The organism is Rhodococcus sp. K11/5 (assembly GCF_055193735.1).
The window spans coordinates 2,545,389-2,565,761 of the sequence record NZ_CM143721.1 but is presented as its reverse complement, the minus strand read 5'-3'; the positions used below and the strand labels follow the sequence as shown (position 1 = coordinate 2,565,761).

The following is a 20,373-nucleotide window of genomic DNA, read 5'->3' as shown; positions in this document are numbered from 1 at the left end:
CTGCCGTCGATGAACGTCGACGGTGTGTCCTCGCTGCAGCTGAGCGCTGCGGTCGACACGACGCGCACCGGGGATCTGTGGATCTTCCGGGGACGCTCGGTCGCGGACCGAGCCATTCAGACCCTCACCAACAGCCCGGTCAATCACGTCGGGATGGCGGTGGTGCTGGACGATCTGCCACCGCTGATGTGGCACGCGGAACTCGGACAGTCGTTGCCGGACATGTGGACCGGGCGTCATCAGCGCGGTGTGCAGTTGCACGACCTGTCGGACGCTGTCACGCACTGGGGCATCAGGTACGACCAACGATGCTGGTTCAGGCAACTGCGGGCCGACATCACCGCCGCCCGGGAAGACGAGTTGATGCGCACCATCGCTCGACTCGACGGCACCGCCTTTCCCACCACGGCGCGGCTCGCGGGTCGATGGTTCGCGGGTCGGCTGCCGTCGGCGCCGTGGCGGCGCGGCGACGACGCGGTGCGGCTGGACACCGCGTACTGCGCCGAGGTCGTCGCGCTCACGTACGAGGCCATGGGGCTGCTGCACCCGCGCGAATCCGCCACGCCGCTGAAGCCGTTCGACCGGTTGGGGCTCAAACCTCCGCGGCGCCGGGCCAACTGGTACGACCCCGGTCGATTCTGGAGCGGTGATCACCTGCCGTTGTCCGACGGCGTCGAACTCGGTCGCGAGATCGCAGTGCTTCTGCCGGAGTGACTGTGCGGGCGATCCGCTACTCGGTGACGGTGCGAGGTGAATCCGCCACGACGCGACCGCCGAGTTCGATCCACCCGTCACGCAGGGCGGTGGTGGTCAGCCGCGAACCACGCCCCTGCTCGATCGACAGATCACGACCGAGTATCTCGGTGATGCGAACAGCGGCAGCCCCGGTCGCCTCGTCCTCGGGCACGCCGAGGCCGGGAGCGAACATGCGCGACCGAATGTGCCCGCGCTCGCGGTCGGTCCACGCCCAGAAGTACAGGTGCCCCTCGGAGTGGTCCGCAGCGTTCTGCGCGAGTACGTCCGCTGCGGAGGGCAACTCACGGAAGTCGAATCGAGGTGCCCACTCCGCGCGCGCCCGGATCCACGCGACGCCGTCCTCGACTCGGACCAGGACCTCACCCGCAGGAACCTGCAGAGATCGGACCGGGGTTCCGCGGGCGGCGAGCCAGACGGCGGTACCCACCGAGGGGTGGCCGGCGAACGGCAGTTCCGTAGCCGGCGTGAAAATCTGCACGTCGACCGTGTCCCGCGGCCCGTCGGGAGGGTCGAGGAACACCGTCTCGCTGAAGTTCAGTGCTGTCGCGACGGCTTGACGGCGATTCTCCGGCACGCGTCGTGCATCGACGATGCCCAGCGGATTGCCCCACTGGCCGACCTCGTCGGTGAACACGCGGACGACCTGCACGTCGAGAGTCATGAGACGCAGTCTAGGTCAGCCCGCCGTGACGGTGATGTCCTCGAACACGATCTCGGCGAGCGCATCGGACTCCTCGACGTCGACGGTCGCATCGAACGACCATCCGTGGTCACCGTCGGGGTCGTCGAGAACCTGACGTGCCGTGGTCTCGTCCTTCCCGGCGACGAACGAGAACAGCTGTGGACCACGGGCCGCCGGTGTCATGCCGATCTCGCCGTACTCGTCGAAGTACGGTGCCAACTCCTCTTCCCAATCGACCTCGTCACCGAGTTCCTCCAGGGCGTCCCAGCGACGCAGCGACGCGAGTTCGACGCGTCGGAACAGGGCGTTGCGCACCATGATTCGAAATGCTCGGGCGTTGGCGGAGATGGGCTTCGGGGTGTCGGCCCCGTACGCGACCACGGGGGTGCCGTCCGGCTGGAACGTCGGATCGGTGAGGTTCTCCCACTCGTCCAGCAGGCTGGAGTCGACCTGGCGTACGGTCTCGCCGAGCCACTCGGTGATGTCCTTGACGTCCTCGGTGCGCGCTTCGGGCGGAACCGTCTGCCGGAGCGCGCGATACGCATCGGCGAGATACCGCAGTACCGAGCCTTCCGACCGGGAGAGCCCGTACTGGCTGATCAGTTCGGTGAACGTCATCGAGCGTTCGATCATGTCGCGCACCACGGACTTCGGAGACAACCCGAACTCGGAGATCCAGGGATGACCGCCGCGGTAGATCTCGAACGCCGGCCGCAGCAGCTCGTCGAGCGGCTTGGGCCAGGTGACCTCCTCGAGCAGCTCCATTCGCTCCTCGTACTCGAGCCCGTCCGCCTTCATCTGCGCGACCGCCTCTCCGCGCGCGGCATGCTGTTGCGCCATTAGGATCTGTCGAGGATCGTCGAGCGTGGCCTCGATCACGGAGACCACATCCAATGCGTACGAGGGTGATTCGACGTCGAGGAGCTCGAACGAGGCGAGCGCGAAAGTGGAGAGCGGCTGGTTCAGAGCGAAATCGCGCTGCAGATCGACGGTGAGGCGCGCCGTGCGGCCCAGCTCGTCGGGTTCGGGCAACTGTTCGACGATCCCGGCGTCCCGAAGTCCGCGATAGAGCCTCACCGCCTGCAGGATGTGGCGTCGTTGCTGCGCCCGCGTCTCGTGGTTGTCCTCGAGCAGATGGCGCATGGCGGTGAAGCAGTTCCCGGGGCGCGCGACGACGTTGAGCAGCATCGAGTTGTTCACCGTGAAGCGCGATGTCAGCGGTTCCGGACTCGCCGCGACCAGCCGCTCGAAGCTCGGCTTGCCCCACGAGACGAATCCCTCGGGTGCCTTCTTGCGCTGAATCTTCTTGAGCTTCTTCGGATCGTCGCCGGCCTTGGCCACCAGCCGAGCGTTCTCCACCTCGTGTTCGGGGGCCTGCACCATCACGGTGCCGAGGGTGTCGTAGCCCGCACGCCCGGCGCGACCCGCGATCTGATGGAACTCGCGCGCCCGAAGTTGCCGCGTGCGCACACCGTCGTACTTCGTGAGGCCGGTCAGCAGCACGGTGCGAATGGGGACGTTGATGCCGACGCCGAGAGTATCGGTGCCGCAGATGACGGCGAGCAGTCCTTCCTGGGCGAGCTTCTCCACCAACCGTCGGTACCGGGGGAGCATCCCGGCGTGGTGCACACCGATTCCGTGACGAACCAAGCGCGAGAGGGTCTTTCCGAAGCCGGTGGTGAAGCGGAAGCCGCCGATGGCGTCGGCGATGGCGGCCTTGGTCTCCTTGGACGCGACCGTGATGCTGGTCAGCGCCTGGGCGCGTTCGAGCGCCGACGCCTGGGTGAAGTGCACGACGTAGACCGGAGCGAGATGTGTCTGAACCAGCTCCTCGATGGTCTCGACCACCGGGGTCAACCGGTAGGAGAACATCAGCGGCACCGGACGTTCGAAGCCTTCGACGACGGTGGTGGTGCGCCCGGTACGTCGCGCGAGATCGTCCCGGAAGAACGTGACGTCACCGAGGGTGGCCGACATCAGAAGGAACTGCGCGTTCGGAAGTTCGAGAAGCGGGACCTGCCAGGCCCATCCGCGATCAGGCTCGGAGTAGTAGTGGAACTCGTCCATGATCACCTGGCCGATGAGCGAATCCGGACCCTCGCGCAGCGCCATGTTGGCAACGATCTCGGCGGTCGCGCAGATGATCGGTGCCGTCGCGTTGACGGACGCGTCGCCGGTCACCATGCCCACGTTGTCGGCGCCGAAGATGTCGCACAGCGCGAAGAACTTCTCGCTGACCAGTGCCTTGATCGGCGCGGTGTAGTACGAGCGAATTCCGGCCGCGTACGCCGCGAAGTGGGCGGCGACGGCGACCATCGACTTTCCCGAACCGGTGGGCGTGGCCAGGATGACGTTGTTGCCCGAGACGAGTTCGATCACCGCCTCGTCCTGCAGTGGGTACAGCGCGAGTCCGCGATCGTCGACCCAGGTGGTGAAGGCGTCGTACAGATCGTCGGGGGAAGGAGCGGTGCCGCCGGGTTCCGACGGCACCATCTCGGAGAGGAGCATCCCTACAGGTTACGTAGCCGACCGCTCGTCGGAACCCATGGCGCCCAGCACGGCCTGTCGAGTCGAGGGACTGCCGGTGATGGTGTCCTCACCGACTCCGGAGATCAGCATCTGCCGCCACCGCGATTCGTCGTACCGCAGTGGGGGAGTGTCCGAGAGGAACGTCTCGAGGACCTGGAGGAACCGCATCGGATCGTCTCGGAACGGAAAGTGCCCGGCGCCGCGGAAGATCTCGAGCCGAGACCCCGGCATGGCCGCATGGGCCAACGCCGCGTGGGTGACCGGGATGACGGCGTCGTCGTCGCCCCAGACGAGTTGTACGGGCAGGTTCTCGGTGAGGTAGCAGCGGTCGAGCATCGTGACCACCTGCCCCCGCCAGTCGACGACGGCACGCAACGTCCGCAGGTACGCGTCGTACGCGGTGGAGTCGAGCATGTTGCCCAGAACTCGCACCAGATCCGGCGTGTCGTGCAGGACGGCGCCGGGATGGAACGGGGTGCCGTCCAGGTGCGAGATCGCGGATCCGACGATGCGCACCAGTGGCATCGCTCCGGGCATGCGCAGGAACTTGAACGCTTCGTTGAGAACGGGCACCGACATCAACCGCAGGGCCGGGTGCACGTCCTTGGTGACGCCACCGGCCGAGACGAGCGCGAGACGTTCGACCATCTGCGGGAACTGGTACGCGAACTGCATCGCCACACCACCGCCGAGGGAATGGCCGACCACGGTCACGGACTCGATGTCGAGGCAGGACAACAGATCTCGCATACCGTTCGCGTACGCGGCCACCGAGTAATCCGCGCGAGGTTTGTCGCTGAGGCCGTGGCCGAGAAGGTCCGGCGCGATAGCCGTGTGATGGCGGGCGAGGTGCGGCAGAATTTCGTGCCATGTCTCGGAGTTGTCGCCGATGCCGTGGATCAACAGCACCACCGGGCCCTCGCCGGCCATGCGGAAAGCACGCCGGTAGCCGTGGATGGTGCGGAAGTGCAACCGCGGTTCGGCATCCGGCACCGGCCGCAGCGCTCTGATTCGCTTGTCCGACACCGGCTGTACTCCCGCTCTCTCCGAAGTGGGCCGCGCGGCGGTCGCGTACGCAGCGGTCCCACCGTAGACCGGGGAGGAGTCGGCGCACACCGACGCCGGGTTACGACTGCGTTAGCAGTTGCTCACCGGCGTCGGCGAAACAGCGATCACGGACGGTCGGTGCCATCCGAATCGGTGTCGGTGGCCGGATCGTCGGGCGTACCGGTCTGCTCGGCGAGGAACTTCTCGAACTCCGCGCCGATCTCGTCGCCGCTGGGAAGCTCCTCGTCCGTCGCCAGCAGGGTGGACTGCTGCTCCTGAGCCGTGACGAAGGTGTCGTATTGCCGCTCGAGGGCGTGGACCACGGACTGCACCTCGGCGTTGCCCTCGACATGCTGATCGACCTGCTCACGGACCCGCGCCGCCGCCTCGGCCAACGCCGACAGAGGCAAATTCAGATCGGCCGATTCCGCGACCAATTCCAGCAGCGTCTCCGCGGCGCCGGGGTAGGCGGTCTGCGCGAGGTAATGGGGAACGTGCACCGAGAAGCCCATCGACTCGTGGCCGTGCTGCGCCATCCGGTACTCGAAAAGCGACGACGCGCTGCCGGGAACCTGCAGTTCTCCGGCCCACCGCTGGTTGTCGCGAACCAGGTCGCGATCCGACGAGTGCGCCGTGACGCCCAGCGGACGCGTGTGGGGAACGGCCATCGGGATGGAATTGAGCCCGATGGTGCGGCGCACGCCGAGCTGCTCCGCGAGGAGGCGGACAGCGGTGGTGAAGCGCTCCCACTTCAGATCCGGCTCCAGCCCGGCCAAAAGCAGGAAGGGCGTTCCCGACGCGTCCTGCACGGCGTACAGGTTCAGGGAGGGCTCGTCGTAGTCCGCGAAATGGTCCGACTTGAACGTCATCATCGGTCGCCGCGACCGGTAGTCCAGCAACGCGTCGACGTCGAACGATGCGACCAGTTCGGTCTCCAGGCTCTCCCGTAGGTGCGTCGTGGCCAGCTTGACGGCGTGACCCGCATCGGAGAAACCTTCCAGACCGTGCACCAGCACGGGACCGAGGCCGTCCTCGGAGGAGACCTTGGGCGCCGGGAACTCCAGCTCGTACATTCTCGACTTCTCGTCCATGCCGATACTTCCTTTCTCGTCGCCGTCGTCGGTTGCGCACGTTCGACGAACGTGTACCCATTCTCCCACGATGGCTCGCATCGCGGCCCGACGTGGCGAACACCTGCTCGGAAGAACAGTCGATGCCGCACGGACATTCCCGAGGCCGCCCTCCTCGGGATCTGCCGGACGACGGACTGCCGCAGATGCGTTCAGCGAACCTACCGGCCGGTAGGGGTCGGTCATGCGCATCCGTGCATTCCGGGTCGATAAGGTTGTTCGAGCGCGGCGCGAACCCGACCGGGCCGTTGCCGGCAACGCGACGAACGTCAACGGAGGTATGCATGCCACAGCAGGTCCGCGCAGTGATCGCCCGAAGCAAGGGCGAGGCGGTAGCCATCGAGACCATCACGATTCCCGATCCCGCGGCCACGGACGTGGTGGTGAGGATCCAGGCGTGCGGGGTGTGCCACACCGACCTGCACTACCGCGAGGGCGGCATCAACGACGAGTTCCCGTTCCTGCTCGGCCACGAAGCCGCGGGCATCGTCGAATCGATCGGTGACGCCGTCACCCACGTCGAGGTCGGCGATTTCGTCGTCCTCAACTGGCGTGCGATCTGCGGCCAGTGCCGCGCATGCAAGCGCGGTGAGCCGTGGTACTGCTTCGACACCCACAACGCCGCGTCCAAGATGACGCTCGAGGACGGCACGGAGCTGACCCCGGCCCTGGGCATCGGCGCATTCGCCGAGAAGACCCTGGTCCACGAGGGCCAGTGCACGAAGGTCGATCCCGACGCCGATCCGGCCGTCGTGGGACTGCTGGGCTGCGGTGTGATGGCCGGCATCGGTGCGGCCATCAACACGGGCAACGTCGGTCGCGGCGACACCGTCGCCGTCATCGGGTGCGGCGGTGTCGGTGACGCAGCGATCGCGGGCGCGCGCCTGGCGGGAGCGAGCACGATCATCGCGGTGGACCGCGACGCGAAGAAGCTGCAGTGGGCCGTCGAGCTCGGCGCGACCCACACCGTCGACGGATCCAGCGTCGACGCGGTCGAGGCCATCCAGGAACTGACCGGCGGCTTCGGGGCCGACGTCGTGATCGACGCCGTCGGTCGACCGGAGACCTGGAAGCAAGCGTTCTACGCACGCGATCTCGCGGGCACCGTCGTGCTGGTCGGCGTGCCGACGCCGGACATGACGATCGAGATGCCGATGATCGACTTCTTCAGCCGCGGTGGGTCGCTCAAGTCCTCCTGGTACGGAGACTGCCTACCCGAGAGAGACTTCCCGATGCTCGTGGACCTCTTCCAGCAGGGACGGCTTCCGCTGGACAAGTTCGTCACCGAGCGCATCGGTCTCGACGACGTCGAGAAGGCCTTCGAGTCCATGCACAACGGTGAGGTCCTGCGTTCGGTCGTGATCCTGTGAGCGGGTCGTTGCGCATCGACAAGGTCGTCACCTCGGGGAAGTTCGAACTCGACGGCGGTTCGTGGGACGTCGACAACAACATCTGGATCGTCGGCAACGACTCCGAGGTGGTCATCATCGACGCCGCGCACTCCGCGGACCCGATCGTCGACGCCGTGGCGGGCCGCACCGTCGTGGCCGTGGTCTGCACCCACGGGCACAACGATCACGTCACCGTGGCGCCGGAACTCTCCGAGCGTCTCGACGCCCCGATTCTGTTGCACCCGGCGGACGACGTGCTGTGGGAGCAGACGCACTCCGGCGTGAGTCACCGCCCCCTGTCCGACGGCGATACGATCAGCGTCGCGGGCACGGGCATCCAGGTGCTGCACACGCCGGGCCACTCACCGGGTTCCACCTGCCTGTACGTGCCCGAGGCCGGCCAGCTGTTCAGCGGTGACACCCTGTTCTCGGGCGGGCCGGGGGCAACCGGCCGCTCGTACTCCGACTTCCCGACCATCATCGGCAGCATTCGGGAGCGACTGTTCGCTCTCCCCGCCGAGACCGTCGTCAACACCGGTCACGGAGACGGCACGTCGATCGAGGACGAGTCGCCCCACCTGGAGGAATGGATCAAGCGCGGATCGTGAGGAGTCGTACATAACGAGTCGGACACCGCGCGGAGTGGCCACCGTGCATCCGTCCCTCGGTGTGCGACTGTCGGACCACAGGCCGTCCGGGGCGTCCGGCGGCCGTGGTTCAACGGGAGCGTTATGTTGCGGCAGAAGACGAGTACCGGTGCGGTCACGGCGATCGGCAGGGTGAGTTCGCTCCGGACGGCCGGGCTCGTCGTGCTCACTGCGGCCGCGCTGACGGGCTGTGGCGGCACCACCGTCACCGGAACGCCGGAGGCCGGCGGATCGCCTCCCACCCCCTCGAACTCGGAGTCGCAGCCGGACACCTCGTCTCCCGACAGTGCGGTGCCCGAAACCACGCCGAACACGCCGGAAGGCGACGATCTGTCGGCGTTGCTGATCGATCCGTCCATGTTCCCGCCGGCGTATCAGGCCGTGGTGCTTCCGCCGCAGGCCGTGGCGCAGGCGGCACAGGACCTGGAGGGGATCGCCGTCGGCGCAACGGTCGAGCCGCCCGTGTGTGTACCGGAGCCTCGGTCGGCCGATCCGAGCGCAACCGCCCTGATGGTGGCCACGCAGCCCGAGGACCGGGCGACCATCTCCATCGAACTCTCTCGCGTCGACACCACGCTCGCCGAGCGCGAGGATCTGTGGCAGGAGTGCGCCGAGGTTGAGGCGACGTCGGCGGGAGTGACGTCGACGGTGCGCACCGAGGTGGTACCGCCGCCGCCGCTCGGTGTCGACGAGACCCTTGCCCTCCGCCGCGAGGTCAGCTCGGGCGGCCAGGCGGGTGAGATCACGCAGTCGATGCTGTCCTTGCTCGCGCAGGTCGACGACGTGCGCATCACCGCGACGTACATGTCGTTCGGCGCACTGCAGCCCGACACCGCCACGTTGGACCGGGTGTTCACCGACGCGGTGCAGAAGGTGAAGGCGGAGGCGTAGTCGCGATCGGCGGGCCGGTCTGCATCAGCTGCACACAACCGGGGCCGGGCGGTCACATCCGGCCATCCGGAGCGTGGTTGTGTGCAATCCGTGCAGCACCGCGGTATCGACGCGCACCGTGACCGAACCGGTAGCGACATGAGGTCGGTCGACGAGCATCGCACCTCGGCTATGGTTCGACCGATTCCTCCCATCTCACCGTTTTCGAAGGGGCGTGCGACGTGGTGTCCGCGGCTGTTCCGGATCTGTTCCAGGTCCTCGACCTCACCGGCGTGTTCGCCAACGCATTGCTCGGTGGCGCGGTGGCGCGGGCGTACCGGTTCGACCTCGTGGGGTTCTCGGTCCTGGCCGTCGTGTCCGGGTTGGGCGGAGGCATCATTCGCGACACCCTCCTGCAGGCCGGACCTCCGGTGGCGCTGACCGACTATCGCTACCTCACGGTCGCGCTCGTCGGGGCGCTGGTGGCGTTCGCGGTCAAGTTCGAGGGCCCCGGATGGGATCGGGTGTTCCCCTACGTCGACGCTCTGGCTCTGGGATGTTGGGCGGCGGCGGGTGCCCAGAAGACGCTGGGCGTCGGGCTCGGGTGGTTGCCCGCGATCGGTCTCGGCGCGGTGACCGCGGTGGGGGGCGGTGCGGTGAGAGACGTTGCGGTGGGACGTATTCCGGCTATCTTCGGCGGAAACACCCTGTACGCGACGTGCGCACTGTTCGCCAGCGGAACGCTGGTCGCGGTGCAGTACGCGGGCTTCCCCAACGCGGCACTGGTGGCCGCGACCGTGGTCGGCGCCGTCTCCTGCCTCCTCGCTCGCCACCGAGGTTGGATGTTGCCCGAGGAGGTGGCGTGGCGACGACCCACCCTGCCCAAACGGCCTACCCTGCCCAGACGCCCGTCCTTCCCCAAACGGCAGCGGAAGCCGCGGCCCTGACGACCGTGGATCAGGGAGAATCGACGATGACGGTGACCGGCCCGTCGTTCACCGACTCGACCTGCATGTGTGCGCCGAAGACGCCCGTGGCCACTGTGATGCCGCGAGCGCGCAGAGCCGCCACGACGTCGTTCAGCAGTGGTTCCGCGACGTCGCCCCGCGCCGCACCGTTCCACGACGGCCGACGGCCCTTGCGCGTGTCTCCGTACAGCGTGAACTGAGAGACCACGAGCACCTGAGCGGAGGAGGGGTCGTCGGACACGGATCGTTCGCCGTCGAGGATGCGAAGCTCTGCGATCTTGCGAGCCGCGACCTCGACCTCGGCCGGCCCGTCCATCGGCGCCACACCGAGGAGAACGAGGAGTCCGGGCCCGATCTCGCCGACCACGGCTCCGTTCACGCGGACGCGCGCATCCGTCACCCGTTGGATCACCGCCCGCATGCGTCGATTCTCGATGCCTCCGACGCACGACGCAATCCGTCAGCCCGGGGAACGACCGGGCGAGACGCTCGGCGCGATCGCCTGCGATCCGGTGACTGCTGTCGGGAGGTACCGACCGCTCGACGGTTGGCCGACCGTCGTCCGGCGGCCATGCGGGTCGCGCCGCGGTTGCGCGTGACGCGGCGTGTACTCGGTCGTTGCCACCCGCCCGGCGAGAATTCCCGCGGCGATGCACACGAGCGAGGTGAGCCAGGAGACGCCCTCCCAGTACTCCAGGATCTGCAGGGGATTCTCGGCGGCCACGATGCTCGACACCAGACTCAGCGCGGACAGCGGGACGAGGAATGCCGCGCAGTACGCGAGCACACCCAGCGCGAGGGGCAACCGCACGGCGATCGAGACGAGCACGACCGAGACGAGAACCAGCAGGGCGCCGTACAGCAATCCGGAGTCTCCCAGCCCGAGCATGCCGGAGAACTTGTGGAAGATGTGGAACGGGCCGTCCATCACCATGCGCGTCGGGTCGTAGAGGTAGAAGCCGAGGAAGATCGCCACGCTCGCGCCCCCGGCCAGTGCGCCGTACCCCACGGTCCGCCGCGTCGTGGCCGGTGTGGACCGATCGATGGCGAGAACGGCGGGAAGTACGACGAACGGCACCCGGAACTGGGAGACCAGGATCGAGAGCGTCACCGCGAGTCCGCGCACCCAGCGTCGAGGTGAGTGCGTCATCGTCACGAGCGCGACGACGAGGATGCCGAAGGTCGCGAAGTCGTTGCCGTTGGCGTAGGCCAGCCAGAAGCCGGGGGACAACCCCACGAGCGTCAGGAACACCGTTGCCCGACGGCGGCCCTCGATCAGACCGACCACGACGGCACTCAGCGTCAGCAGGAGGGCCATCGTCGCCGGGTACCCGATGACGACCGCGGGGAGATGTGCGACGAGCCATCCCGGGCCGCAGCTCATGGGGTTGTCGCTCCACATGAAAGACGAGTCGTAGGGCCACTCGCCGGACACCACGCGATCGAGTCCGATGCTCACGCAATCGCCCTGGTCGGTCCCGCGCCCACGGGCGTGCAGTTCTCGCAGAAGCACCGGTTGAACGACCACGGCCGTGATCCACACCCCGGCCAGCACCAGTGGACCCAGCACGTCTGCGTGGCGCACGAATCGTCGATAGAACAGCGGCAGAGCCGTGATCAGGAGAAGGACGAGCACCACCGCCGCGTGGGGCACCGGGACCACGCTGGACACGATGCCGGACTTGGCGAGAACGGCCAGTCCGGTCAGAATTGCCGTGACCACGTACAACCGTTCGACGACGGTCCGCGATGGCTCGACCGCCCGTCGTGCCCGCCATCGGCCCAGAACTTTGTCCGCACTCAGCGCCATGTCGTCGTTCACTCTCCTTCGAGGGCGGTCGTGGTGAGCGCACCGGTGTCGCCGACCTCGATGCGCCATCGCCGGCCGTTGGGAGAGGTGACGACGGGTCCGTCGGCCAACGTCGCGCGGCCGCGGCCGAGGACGTGCCACCCCGGTGGAAACACCGACAGCGGGAAATCCGGCTCGAGGCCGTTGATCAGATTGATGGCGGTGCCTTCCGGGGCGGTGGCGGGGGCGATGCGAAGCGGGATGGGGGTGAATCCGGGGTCCGCGTCCGTGATGACGTTGGCGAGGTACGCCTGGCGGCAGTGCTGGATGTCGATGACGACCTGCGTTGCGGAGATCTTGCAGTTCGTCATGCCGAACTGGGACGGACCACCGACTCCGGCTTCGCCGACCAGAACACCGGTCTGCGCGCCCTCGAACCACACGTTGGTGAGCCACCAGTCGTTCGAGGCACCGTCGATGCGAATGTGCTGCGCGGCGAAGACCGGGTCGGACACGAACTCCGAGTTGGTGATGGCGAGCCCCGCCGCGAAGTTGTTGCCCGTGCCGAGGACGCCGATGTTGTTCGTCGCGAATTTGCTCTGGGTGATGTAGTTCTGGATCGCGGAGGTGACGAGGCCGCGACCGAGATTGTTGAAGTCGCAATTGACGAACGACGTGCCGCCGGAATTGTCGGACAGAACGACGCCCGTCTGTTCGAGGTGCGTCGTGCTGGTCGTCGTGCCGAACTCGCCTCGGAACACGACCGTGTCGAACGAACACCGGAAGCAGTTCGACAGCTCGATGATCGTCCCAGACGGCCCGGTGACCCAGAAACCCAGTTTCTCGAACGAGACCCGCTGTGCGTCGAGAGTCAGAAGTGTGTCGTCGCCCTCGTAGAGCAGGGTCGTCAGGTCCGCGCCGGCACCGGCGATGGTGGTGTAGTCCGCGAACGACGGCAGCGACGACACCCGGTACGTGCCGGGTGGGAAGAACAGGGGCTGCCGCGACGATTCCGCCGCGCGGTACGCAGCGGCGATCGCGTCGGTGTCGTCGGCGACTCCGTCCGCGGCGGCCTCGAACGGGGCTGCGGTGACGTCGATGTGATGTGCGAGCGCCGACCCGACCAGCATAGGCGCCGGATCGGATGGATCGTCGCGGTTCCGCGACCCGACGACGCCGCCGATGGCGGCCACGGACCCGACTCCGAGAGCTGCTCCGCCGGTCAACAGGCTCCTGCGTGCGAACCGACCGGGGTTCGACACCTCTCGACTCACTGTTCGCCTCGTTGCTTCTGGATCGGACTCGGATACCGATCGTTCCGAAACATGAGTGAATCACGATCGAAGGCTGTTTTTCACATCGAAGGTCGGGTTCGGGGGCCAAAACATACCGATTGAATGACACCGGCGAGGCACGGGGCCGGGGTGACACGCATTCATCCCCGGGCGCCGCGGGAATCGCCCGTTATCCCCGGGGCAGTGTTCGTCCCAGGTCGGATCCACGGTCCGATCGGAGCCGGGCGGCACCGTTGCCGCCATGACAACTCATCGATCTCCGCATCAGCCGCCCGCCGAACACCCGCACCATCTGTCGGTCGACGGCCCGGGTGACCTCATCGCCGCCATACCCGCGCTTCTCGGTTTCGTCCCCGAGAACTCGTTGGTCCTCGTGTGCCTCGTCGACGGAACGGTGGAGGCCGTGATGCGTCACGATCTCCTCGACCACGCCGACGGACATCGCGTCCATCCGGACATGTTCGGCATTCTCGAACGCTTCGCCGACGTGTGCGAGCGCGAGGGTGTCGGCGACACCGTGGCGGTGGTGATCGGCGCCGACACCGAGCCCGGAGACCACTGGTCTCTGGTCGACACACTGGACGACGAATTGGCCGTTCGCAACGTTCGCCTGGCCGACGCGCACTTCGTCGAGCGCATCGAACCGGGGGAGCGGTGGACGTCCCTGAGGCCGTTCGTTGCGGGAGGCCCACTCGAGAAAGGAATTCTTCCGGATCCCTACTCCTCGTCCGTCACGGCTGCACACGTGCTGCGAGGGCGGCAGATCCACCGATCCCGAGACGAGTTGGCGAGGTTGCTGGCTCCGGCCGGTCCGGAGGCGCAGGCTGCGCTCGCTCAGGCTCGCGAGCGCGCCGCGTACGCCGACAACCGGTCCGACGCCGACGCGTTGTCGGACGTCCTGACCTACCTCGCGGAAGCGTCCGGTTCGGGTGACGTTCCCGTGGTGGCCGCAGCCGACGTGTCCGTATGCCTCGAGCGCATCGATGTCCGCGACGTCGCTCTGGCGTTTTCGCTGACCGAGTTGGCGCCGGGCGCGGAGCTGATGTGGGAGTACCTCACCCGCACGCTGACCGGGGCGGCGGTCGCCGATCCGGCCACCCTGCTCGCCTATGGTGCCTACCTGCACGGAGAGGGACCCCTCGCCGGTGTAGCGCTGGACATCGCTCGGTCGGCGGACCCGAGCCACCGCCTCTCCGCGCTGCTCGACACGTCGCTGCAGAGCGGAATGCGTCCGTCGACGGTGCGCGAACTGACGGACGCGTCCGTGGACATCGCGCGTCGCTTGAAGGTTCCGCTGCCGCCCCGTGACCGCGGCTGAGCCGTGACGACCGAATCAGGCCCGATGCGCCGAGTGCGCGCGGTCGCCCAGGGACTGCAGGAATTCCCAGGCATCGGCGACGATGACGTCGAGATCGGTGAACTTCGGCGACCAACCGAGTTCGGCCATCGCCTTCTCGCTGGATGCCACGAGCACGGCGGGATCACCGGCCCGGCGCGGGGCATCCTTCGCGTCGATGGTGCGGCCGGTGACGCGGCGGCAGGACTCGATCACCTCGCGGACCGAGAAACCCGTACCGCTACCGAGATTGAAGATCCGGTGGCTGCCCGGGACGCTCGACGACAGTGCTCGCAGGTGGGCGTCCGCCAGGTCTCGGACGTGGATGTAGTCGCGAACGGCCGTGCCGTCCGGTGTGGGCCAATCGGTACCGAACACAGAGATGGCCTCGCGCTGACCGGCAGCGACCTGCAACACCAACGGAATGAGGTGGGTCTCGACCACGCGGTTCTCGCCGAGACCGGCGTGTGCACCCGCCACGTTGAAGTACCGCAAGCTGGTCGCCCCGAACCCGTGGGCGGCGCTGTACCCGGTGATCGCACCGTCGATGGCCAGCTTGCTCGCGCCGTACGGGTTGGTGGGCGCAGTGGGAAAGTCTTCGGTGATGGGCGAGCTCGCGGGCTCGCCGTACGTGGCGGCGGTCGACGAGAACACAAGGCGCGGAACGCCGTTGGCGACGATCGCGTCGAGCAGTTCGAGTGCGGCCCCCAAATTTCCACGCCAGTACTTCTCCGGCTTCTCGACGGATTCGCCGACCAGCGACTGTGCGGCGAAATGGAGTACGCCGTCGAACTTCTCGGTCGACAGCACCGAGAAGACGATGTCCGCGACGCCACCTTCCACGAACGTCGCCCCGGGGGGCACGCCGTCCCGGTTTCCGGTGCTCAGATCGTCGACGACGGTCACCTCGTGCCCGTCCTCGATCAGAACGGCAGCACAGATACTGCCGACGTATCCGGCACCGCCGGTGACGACGTACTTCACATCTCTCCTCGAGGTGTCACGACACGAGCTGTCTGTGGAAGGGGTCTCACGCACGCGTGAGGCGTCGACTCAGATCGTCTTGACCTGAACCGCGTGCGCCATTTCCTCGGGCAGATCGAAATCGTCGTGACCGGGCACGGTGATGGTGACCGCTCCGGGCTTGATCTCGACCGTCACACGCGCATCCGGCACCACTCCCGCTTCGCGCAGTCGGCCGATGGTGTCCGGGTCGGACTGCACGTACTCGGCCAGCCGACGCACCACGACCGCGGTGGGCGCACCCGCCGGAATGTCGGTGAGTCGCACCAGATCCTCGGCCGTGTCGGGGATTCGCATCGATCCCAACTGGGCGAGCCCGGGAATAGGGTTTCCGTAGGGCGAGGTGGTGGGGTTGTCGAGCACCTCGACCAGACGGCGCTCCACCTCCTCGCTCATCACGTGCTCCCAGCGGCAGGCCTCGGCGTGCACGTCCTCCCAGCGGAGTCCGATGATGTCCACGAGCAACCGCTCGGCGAGGCGGTGCTTGCGCATCACCGAGACCGCGAGCTCGCGGCCCTTGTCCGTCAACTGGAGGTGGCGGTCTCCCGCCACCAGCAACAGGCCGTCACGTTCCATCCGCGCGACGGTCTGGCTCACCGTCGGTCCGCTCTGCTCGAGTCGCTCGGCGATGCGGGCGCGGAGAGGAACCACGCCTTCCTCTTCCAAGTCGTAGATGGTCCGGAGATACATCTCCGTCGTATCGACCAAGTCCTTCACAATCACACCCTTCGTCTCAGCGGGATCTTACCGTCACGGCCACCCGTCCCGGGTGCTGCGCCACCACCGCGTTCACGGACCCGACGCCCTCGTGCCGGTGCTGTCGGCGACGGAGGTGGACGGAACTCGGCGCGAACCGGATTCGGACACGTAGTTTGTGACACATGAGCACCGAATCGTATTCCCGGTCTCCGACCCTCGTGTGGAGCGAGGAGTATCTCTCGTACCGGTGGAGTGAGGACCACCCGATGAATCCGACGCGACTCGCGTTGACCATGGACCTCGCACGCGGCATCGGTCTTCTCGACGGAGCCGAGCTCGTTCCGCCGGTCAGCGCGACGGACGACGAGCTTCTGCGCATCCACACCCCGGCCTACGTGCAGGCGGTCAAACGGGCGCCACTCGATCTGCCCCTGGGATGGCGGGCGGACGAGCCGGTCCACGGGCTCGGCTCCGAGGACAACCCCGTGTTCGCGGACATGCACGCCGCGAGTGCAGTGGTGGCGGGCGGAACCCTGACCGCGGCACGGGCGATCGCGTCGGGTCGCTCACGGCGAGCGGTGAGCATCGGCGGCGGCATGCATCACGCGATGCCGGACTGGGCGTCCGGATTCTGCGTCTACAACGACGCGGCGGTCGCCATCTCCTGGTTGCTCGACAACGGGTACGACCGCATCGCCTACATCGACGTGGACGCCCACCACGGTGACGGCGTCCAGGCCGCGTTTCTCGGTGACCCGCGGGTCATGACCGTGTCGGTGCACCAGCACCCGGCCACGCTGTGGCCCAACACGGGCTGGTCCACCGAGGTGGGAGCCGAGGCGGCCGAGGGCACGGCGGTGAACGTCCCGATCATGCCCGGAACCGCGGATCGACTGTGGCTGAGAGCCTTTCACGCCGTGGTGCCCGGAGCCGTGGCGGCGTTCCGGCCACAGATCATCATCAGTCAGTGCGGCGTCGACAGTCATCGCGAGGATCCGTTGGCCGATCTGGGGCTCACCGTCGACGGCCAGCGGGCGGCGTTCATCGCGATGCGCGAACTCGCCGACCAGGTCTGCGAAGGGCGCTGGCTCGCCGTCGGCGGCGGTGGGTACGGGCTCGTCCGGGTGGTTCCCCGAGCGTGGACCCACCTTCTCGCGGCCGTTCTGGACAAGGACCTGGACCCGCTCACCCACATTCCGGACGCCTGGCACGAGAAGGTGCGCACGGCCGCTCCCAGTGTCGATCTGCCGTCCACGATGAGCGACGACGGCGACGTCGACTACCCGCCCTGGGACGGACCGGGCGGATCACCCGAATCGGGAATCGCGCACGCCGACCGGGCCATCCAGCGCATCGACACCGCGATCATCGCGACCCGGCGCGCGGTGTTCCCCCTGCTCGGACTCGACCCGGAGGATCCGCGTGACTGATTCCGATCCCACCGACAGCAGCACCCCCGACACCGAGACTCCCGACTCGGCCGAGACCACGGACAGCGCCACCACCCCCGACACCCCGGCCGACCCCAAGGAAGCCGAGCGCAGCCGCGCCGAGAACTACCCCCGGCACTGGGCCGCGGACGTTCTGGCCTCCGACGGCCGCGTGGTTCACCTTCGCCCGATCGTGCCCAGCGACGGTGAGGCGCTGGTGCTGTTCCACTCGAAGCTGTCCGAGCGCACGCGGTATCTCCGGTACTTCGGTCCCTATCCGTCGATGCCGCAGCGAGACGTGTTGAACTTCACCACCGTCGACCATTCCTCACGCGTGGCACTCGTCGCGACGCTCGGGGACGAGATCATCGCCGTGGGTCGGTACGAGCGGCTGCCGCAGGGGGACGGCAACTCCGCCGAGGTGGCCTTCGTGGTGGCCGATGCGCACCAGGGGCGGGGGCTCGGACCGATCCTCCTCGAGCACCTCGCCGGCGCGGCCGCGGAGAACGGTGTCCGCCGTTTCGTCGCGGAGGTTCTGTCCGAGAACCGCAACATGGTGACCGTGTTCCGTCAGGCCGGTTACCAGGTGAGCCGGACGTTCGACGGGGGAGTGCTCAGCCTGGACTTCGACATCGACCCCAGCGACGCGCTGGTGCAGGTCCGCAACTCTCGCGAGCGCGCCGCCGAGGCCCGCAGCGTGCGCAACGTGCTCGGACCCCGGTCCGTCGCCGTCATCGGCGCGTCGACCGACCCGGAGAAGGTGGGCAACGCCGTTCTGACGAATCTGCTGCGCGCGTCGTTCACCGGCCCGGTGTACCCGGTCAACGCCGAGCACACGTCGGTGCGCGGCGTTCGGGCGTACCCGACGGTGCGCGACATCCCCGACGAGGTGGATCTGGCGATCGCGGCGGTTCCGTCCGACCAGATCGACGCCGTTCTCGACGACTGCCTCGCCAAGGGCGTCAAGGCGCTCGTGGTCGTGTCTTCGGGCTTCGGTGAGACCGGTGAGGAGGGCCGAGCGAACGAACGGCGGTTGGTGCTCGGCGCTCGCGCCCACGGCATGCGCCTCGTCGGCCCCAACGCCCTCGGCGTCGCCAACCTCGATCCGGCGGTGTCGCTCAACGCCACGCTGGCGACCGATCTCCCCGGCCGCGGCCGCGTCGGATTCTTCTGCCAGTCCGGTGCCCTGGGAATCGCGATTCTGGCTCAGGCGTCCAAGCGACTGCTGGGTCTGTCGACGTTCGTCTCCGCGGGCAACCGCGCCGACCTCTCGGGCAACGACCTTCTCCAGTACTGGGATCAGGACGAGAACACCGAGGTGGTGTTGCTCTACCTGGAGAGCTTCGGCAACGCCCGCAAGTTCTGGCGCATCGCACGGCGTGTGGCGCGCAGCAAGCCCATCGTGGCGGTCAAGAGCGGCCGCGGCGCGGTCCCGCCCGCACTGGCGACGGGTGCCGAGATCGACGATCCGATCGTGCGCGCTCTGTTCGAGCAGGCCGGGGTCATCCAGGTCGATTCCATCGCCGAGCTGTTCGACTGCGCGATCCTGCTGGGGTATCAACCGCTACCGGCGGGCCCACGGATCGCCGTGGTCGGCAACTCCACGGCGCTGGGCGTCCTCGCCGTCGACGCCGCTCGGGATCGAGGTCTGCAGTCCGGTCCGCCGGTGGACGTGGGCGCGCAGGCCACGCCGGATCAGTTCGCCGACGCGGTCACCGCCGCGCTGGAAAACGATGACGTCGACGCCGTGATCGCCGTGTTCGTCCCGCCCGTGGCCGTGCGCGTGACCTCGTTCGCGGAGGCTCTCGGCGCCGCCGTCCGCGGGGCGAGCAAACCGGTTCTGACCACGTTCCTCGCCGCCGAGGGCATCCCCGACGTCCTCGCCGTGCGCGACGAGAGCGGCAGTCCGATCCGAGGGTCCGTCCCGTCCTATCCGGATCCGGAACGAGCGGTGTTCGCGCTCCACAAGGCGTGGCGCTACGCATCGTGGGTGAACCGACCGGAGGACAAGGTGACCCGCCCGTCGAACGTCGACGTGGACGCGGCCCGCACCCTGCTGGACGGTTGGACGGCCGCGTCGCCCGACGGAAGGTGGCTCTCCGACGTCGAGTCGGCCGAGTTGCTGGGGTGCTACGGACTCGCCCTTCCGCAGTTCCGGACCGTGACCGACGAGGCCGACGCGGTGGCGGCGGCGGAGGAGCTCGGCGGACCGGTGGCGGTCAAGGCCACGAACGATCAGTGGCGGCACCGACCGGACCTCGGCGGGGTACGGCTGGACGTGGTGGGTGCCGACGCGGTCGCGCGGGCCTACCGTGACCTCTTCGCCGCGTCGGGAACGCCGGTGATGCAGATCCAGCAGATGGCGACGAAGGGCATCGGATGCCTGATCCGTGTTCAGGACGATCCGTCGTTCGGATCGCTGATCTCGTTCGGCCTGTCCGGCGTCATGTCCGATCTGCTCGGGGACCGTGCGTACCGGGTGTTGCCGCTGACCGAGCAGGAGGCTGCGCAGTTGATCGACGCTCCACGTTCGGCGCCGATGCTGTCCGGCTACCGCAACGCCGAGCCGGTGAACAAGAGTGCGCTGGTCGACGTCATCTCGCGGGTATCGACGCTCGCGGACGATCTGAGCGAGGTGCGTGAGATCGCGTGCGATCCGGTGCTGGCGTCGCCGAGCGGGGCCGAGATCACCGACGCCCGGATCCGGATCGGACCGGAGCCGAGTCGCATCGACATGGGACCTCGTCGACTCCGCTGACCGGCGACCGGTGAACGCGAAGA

Annotated in this window: 17 protein-coding genes; 8 read left to right on the top strand and 9 right to left on the bottom strand. The window is 67.8% G+C overall.

From position 1 onward, the window contains the following. Positions 1–9 precede the first annotated feature (9 nt). A complete protein-coding gene (locus tag ACY466_RS12100; protein ID WP_463245628.1) occupies positions 10–714 on the top strand; it encodes a hypothetical protein in 705 nt (234 codons plus the stop codon). A 16-nt stretch (positions 715–730) separates the two neighbouring features. Here ACY466_RS12100 and ACY466_RS12095 read toward each other — a convergent pair whose 3' ends face one another. The 4 genes from ACY466_RS12095 to ACY466_RS12080 form a co-directional block, all read right to left on the bottom strand. Further along, the gene (locus ACY466_RS12095; RefSeq protein WP_463245627.1) at positions 731–1,417 is read right to left on the bottom strand and encodes a PhzF family phenazine biosynthesis protein; all 687 of its coding nucleotides are present in this window, start codon (positions 1,415–1,417) and stop codon (positions 731–733) included. A 15-nt stretch (positions 1,418–1,432) separates the two neighbouring features. Then, positions 1,433–3,946 (bottom strand): DEAD/DEAH box helicase, encoded by a 2,514-nt coding sequence (locus ACY466_RS12090; protein WP_463245626.1) that lies wholly within the window; start codon positions 3,944–3,946, stop codon positions 1,433–1,435. A gap of 9 nt (positions 3,947–3,955) precedes the next feature. Further along, the gene (locus ACY466_RS12085; RefSeq protein WP_463245625.1) at positions 3,956–4,993 is read right to left on the bottom strand and encodes an alpha/beta fold hydrolase; all 1,038 of its coding nucleotides are present in this window, start codon (positions 4,991–4,993) and stop codon (positions 3,956–3,958) included. A gap of 146 nt (positions 4,994–5,139) precedes the next feature. After that, positions 5,140–6,105 (bottom strand): proteasome assembly chaperone family protein, encoded by a 966-nt coding sequence (locus ACY466_RS12080; RefSeq protein WP_463245624.1) that lies wholly within the window; start codon positions 6,103–6,105, stop codon positions 5,140–5,142. 323 nt (positions 6,106–6,428) lie between these two features. On the opposite strand from ACY466_RS12080, the gene ACY466_RS12075 reads away from it, so the two are divergent. The 4 genes from ACY466_RS12075 (at position 6,429) to ACY466_RS12060 (ending at position 9,999) form a co-directional block, all read left to right on the top strand. Then, positions 6,429–7,514 carry an S-(hydroxymethyl)mycothiol dehydrogenase gene (locus ACY466_RS12075; RefSeq protein ID WP_463245623.1) on the top strand — a complete coding sequence of 362 codons (1,086 nt, stop codon included), beginning with the start codon at positions 6,429–6,431 and terminating at the stop codon, positions 7,512–7,514. Then, complete coding sequence (locus tag ACY466_RS12070; RefSeq protein ID WP_463245622.1) at positions 7,511–8,143, top strand: MBL fold metallo-hydrolase; 633 nt, start codon at positions 7,511–7,513, stop codon at positions 8,141–8,143. The genes ACY466_RS12075 and ACY466_RS12070 overlap by 4 nt, the downstream gene beginning before the upstream one ends. 171 nt (positions 8,144–8,314) lie before the next feature. Continuing rightward, positions 8,315–9,073 (top strand): sensor domain-containing protein, encoded by a 759-nt coding sequence (locus ACY466_RS12065; RefSeq protein WP_463245621.1) that lies wholly within the window; start codon positions 8,315–8,317, stop codon positions 9,071–9,073. A gap of 221 nt (positions 9,074–9,294) precedes the next feature. Next, positions 9,295–9,999: a trimeric intracellular cation channel family protein gene (locus ACY466_RS12060; RefSeq protein ID WP_463245620.1), complete on the top strand. Its 705-nt coding sequence runs from the start codon at positions 9,295–9,297 to the stop codon at positions 9,997–9,999. A 10-nt stretch (positions 10,000–10,009) separates the two neighbouring features. On the opposite strand, the gene dtd is transcribed toward ACY466_RS12060, so the two are convergent. The 3 genes from dtd to ACY466_RS12045 are packed head-to-tail and all read right to left on the bottom strand — an operon-like array spanning position 10,010 to position 13,035. Then, entirely contained in the window at positions 10,010–10,441 is a 432-nt protein-coding gene (gene dtd / locus ACY466_RS12055; RefSeq protein ID WP_463245619.1) for a D-aminoacyl-tRNA deacylase, read from the bottom strand. Between the two features lie 39 nt (positions 10,442–10,480). Further along, positions 10,481–11,830: a hypothetical protein gene (locus ACY466_RS12050; RefSeq protein ID WP_463245618.1), complete on the bottom strand. Its 1,350-nt coding sequence runs from the start codon at positions 11,828–11,830 to the stop codon at positions 10,481–10,483. 8 nt (positions 11,831–11,838) lie between these two features. Further along, on the bottom strand, positions 11,839–13,035 hold the full coding sequence (locus ACY466_RS12045; RefSeq protein WP_463245617.1) for a glycosyl hydrolase family 28-related protein: 1,197 nt from the start codon (positions 13,033–13,035) through the stop codon (positions 11,839–11,841). Between the two features lie 310 nt (positions 13,036–13,345). Here ACY466_RS12045 and ACY466_RS12040 point away from each other — a divergent pair, with 310 nt between their 5' ends. Continuing rightward, a complete protein-coding gene (locus tag ACY466_RS12040; protein WP_463245616.1) occupies positions 13,346–14,422 on the top strand; it encodes a DUF4192 domain-containing protein in 1,077 nt (358 codons plus the stop codon). A 15-nt stretch (positions 14,423–14,437) separates the two neighbouring features. On the opposite strand, the gene galE is transcribed toward ACY466_RS12040, so the two are convergent. Both galE and ACY466_RS12030 read right to left on the bottom strand, forming a co-directional pair. Next, complete coding sequence (galE, locus tag ACY466_RS12035) at positions 14,438–15,424, bottom strand: UDP-glucose 4-epimerase GalE (RefSeq protein WP_463245615.1); 987 nt, start codon at positions 15,422–15,424, stop codon at positions 14,438–14,440. 69 nt (positions 15,425–15,493) lie between these two features. Beyond that, positions 15,494–16,180 carry a metal-dependent transcriptional regulator gene (locus ACY466_RS12030; RefSeq protein ID WP_463245614.1) on the bottom strand — a complete coding sequence of 229 codons (687 nt, stop codon included), beginning with the start codon at positions 16,178–16,180 and terminating at the stop codon, positions 15,494–15,496. Between the two features lie 164 nt (positions 16,181–16,344). On the opposite strand from ACY466_RS12030, the gene ACY466_RS12025 reads away from it, so the two are divergent. Together ACY466_RS12025 and ACY466_RS12020 are read left to right on the top strand one after the other, a co-directional pair. Next, on the top strand, positions 16,345–17,592 hold the full coding sequence (locus tag ACY466_RS12025; RefSeq protein WP_463245613.1) for an acetoin utilization protein AcuC: 1,248 nt from the start codon (positions 16,345–16,347) through the stop codon (positions 17,590–17,592). After that, on the top strand, positions 17,585–20,350 hold the full coding sequence (locus ACY466_RS12020) for a bifunctional acetate--CoA ligase family protein/GNAT family N-acetyltransferase (protein ID WP_463245612.1): 2,766 nt from the start codon (positions 17,585–17,587) through the stop codon (positions 20,348–20,350). Before ACY466_RS12025 ends, ACY466_RS12020 begins: the two co-directional genes overlap by 8 nt. Positions 20,351–20,373 lie beyond the last annotated feature (23 nt).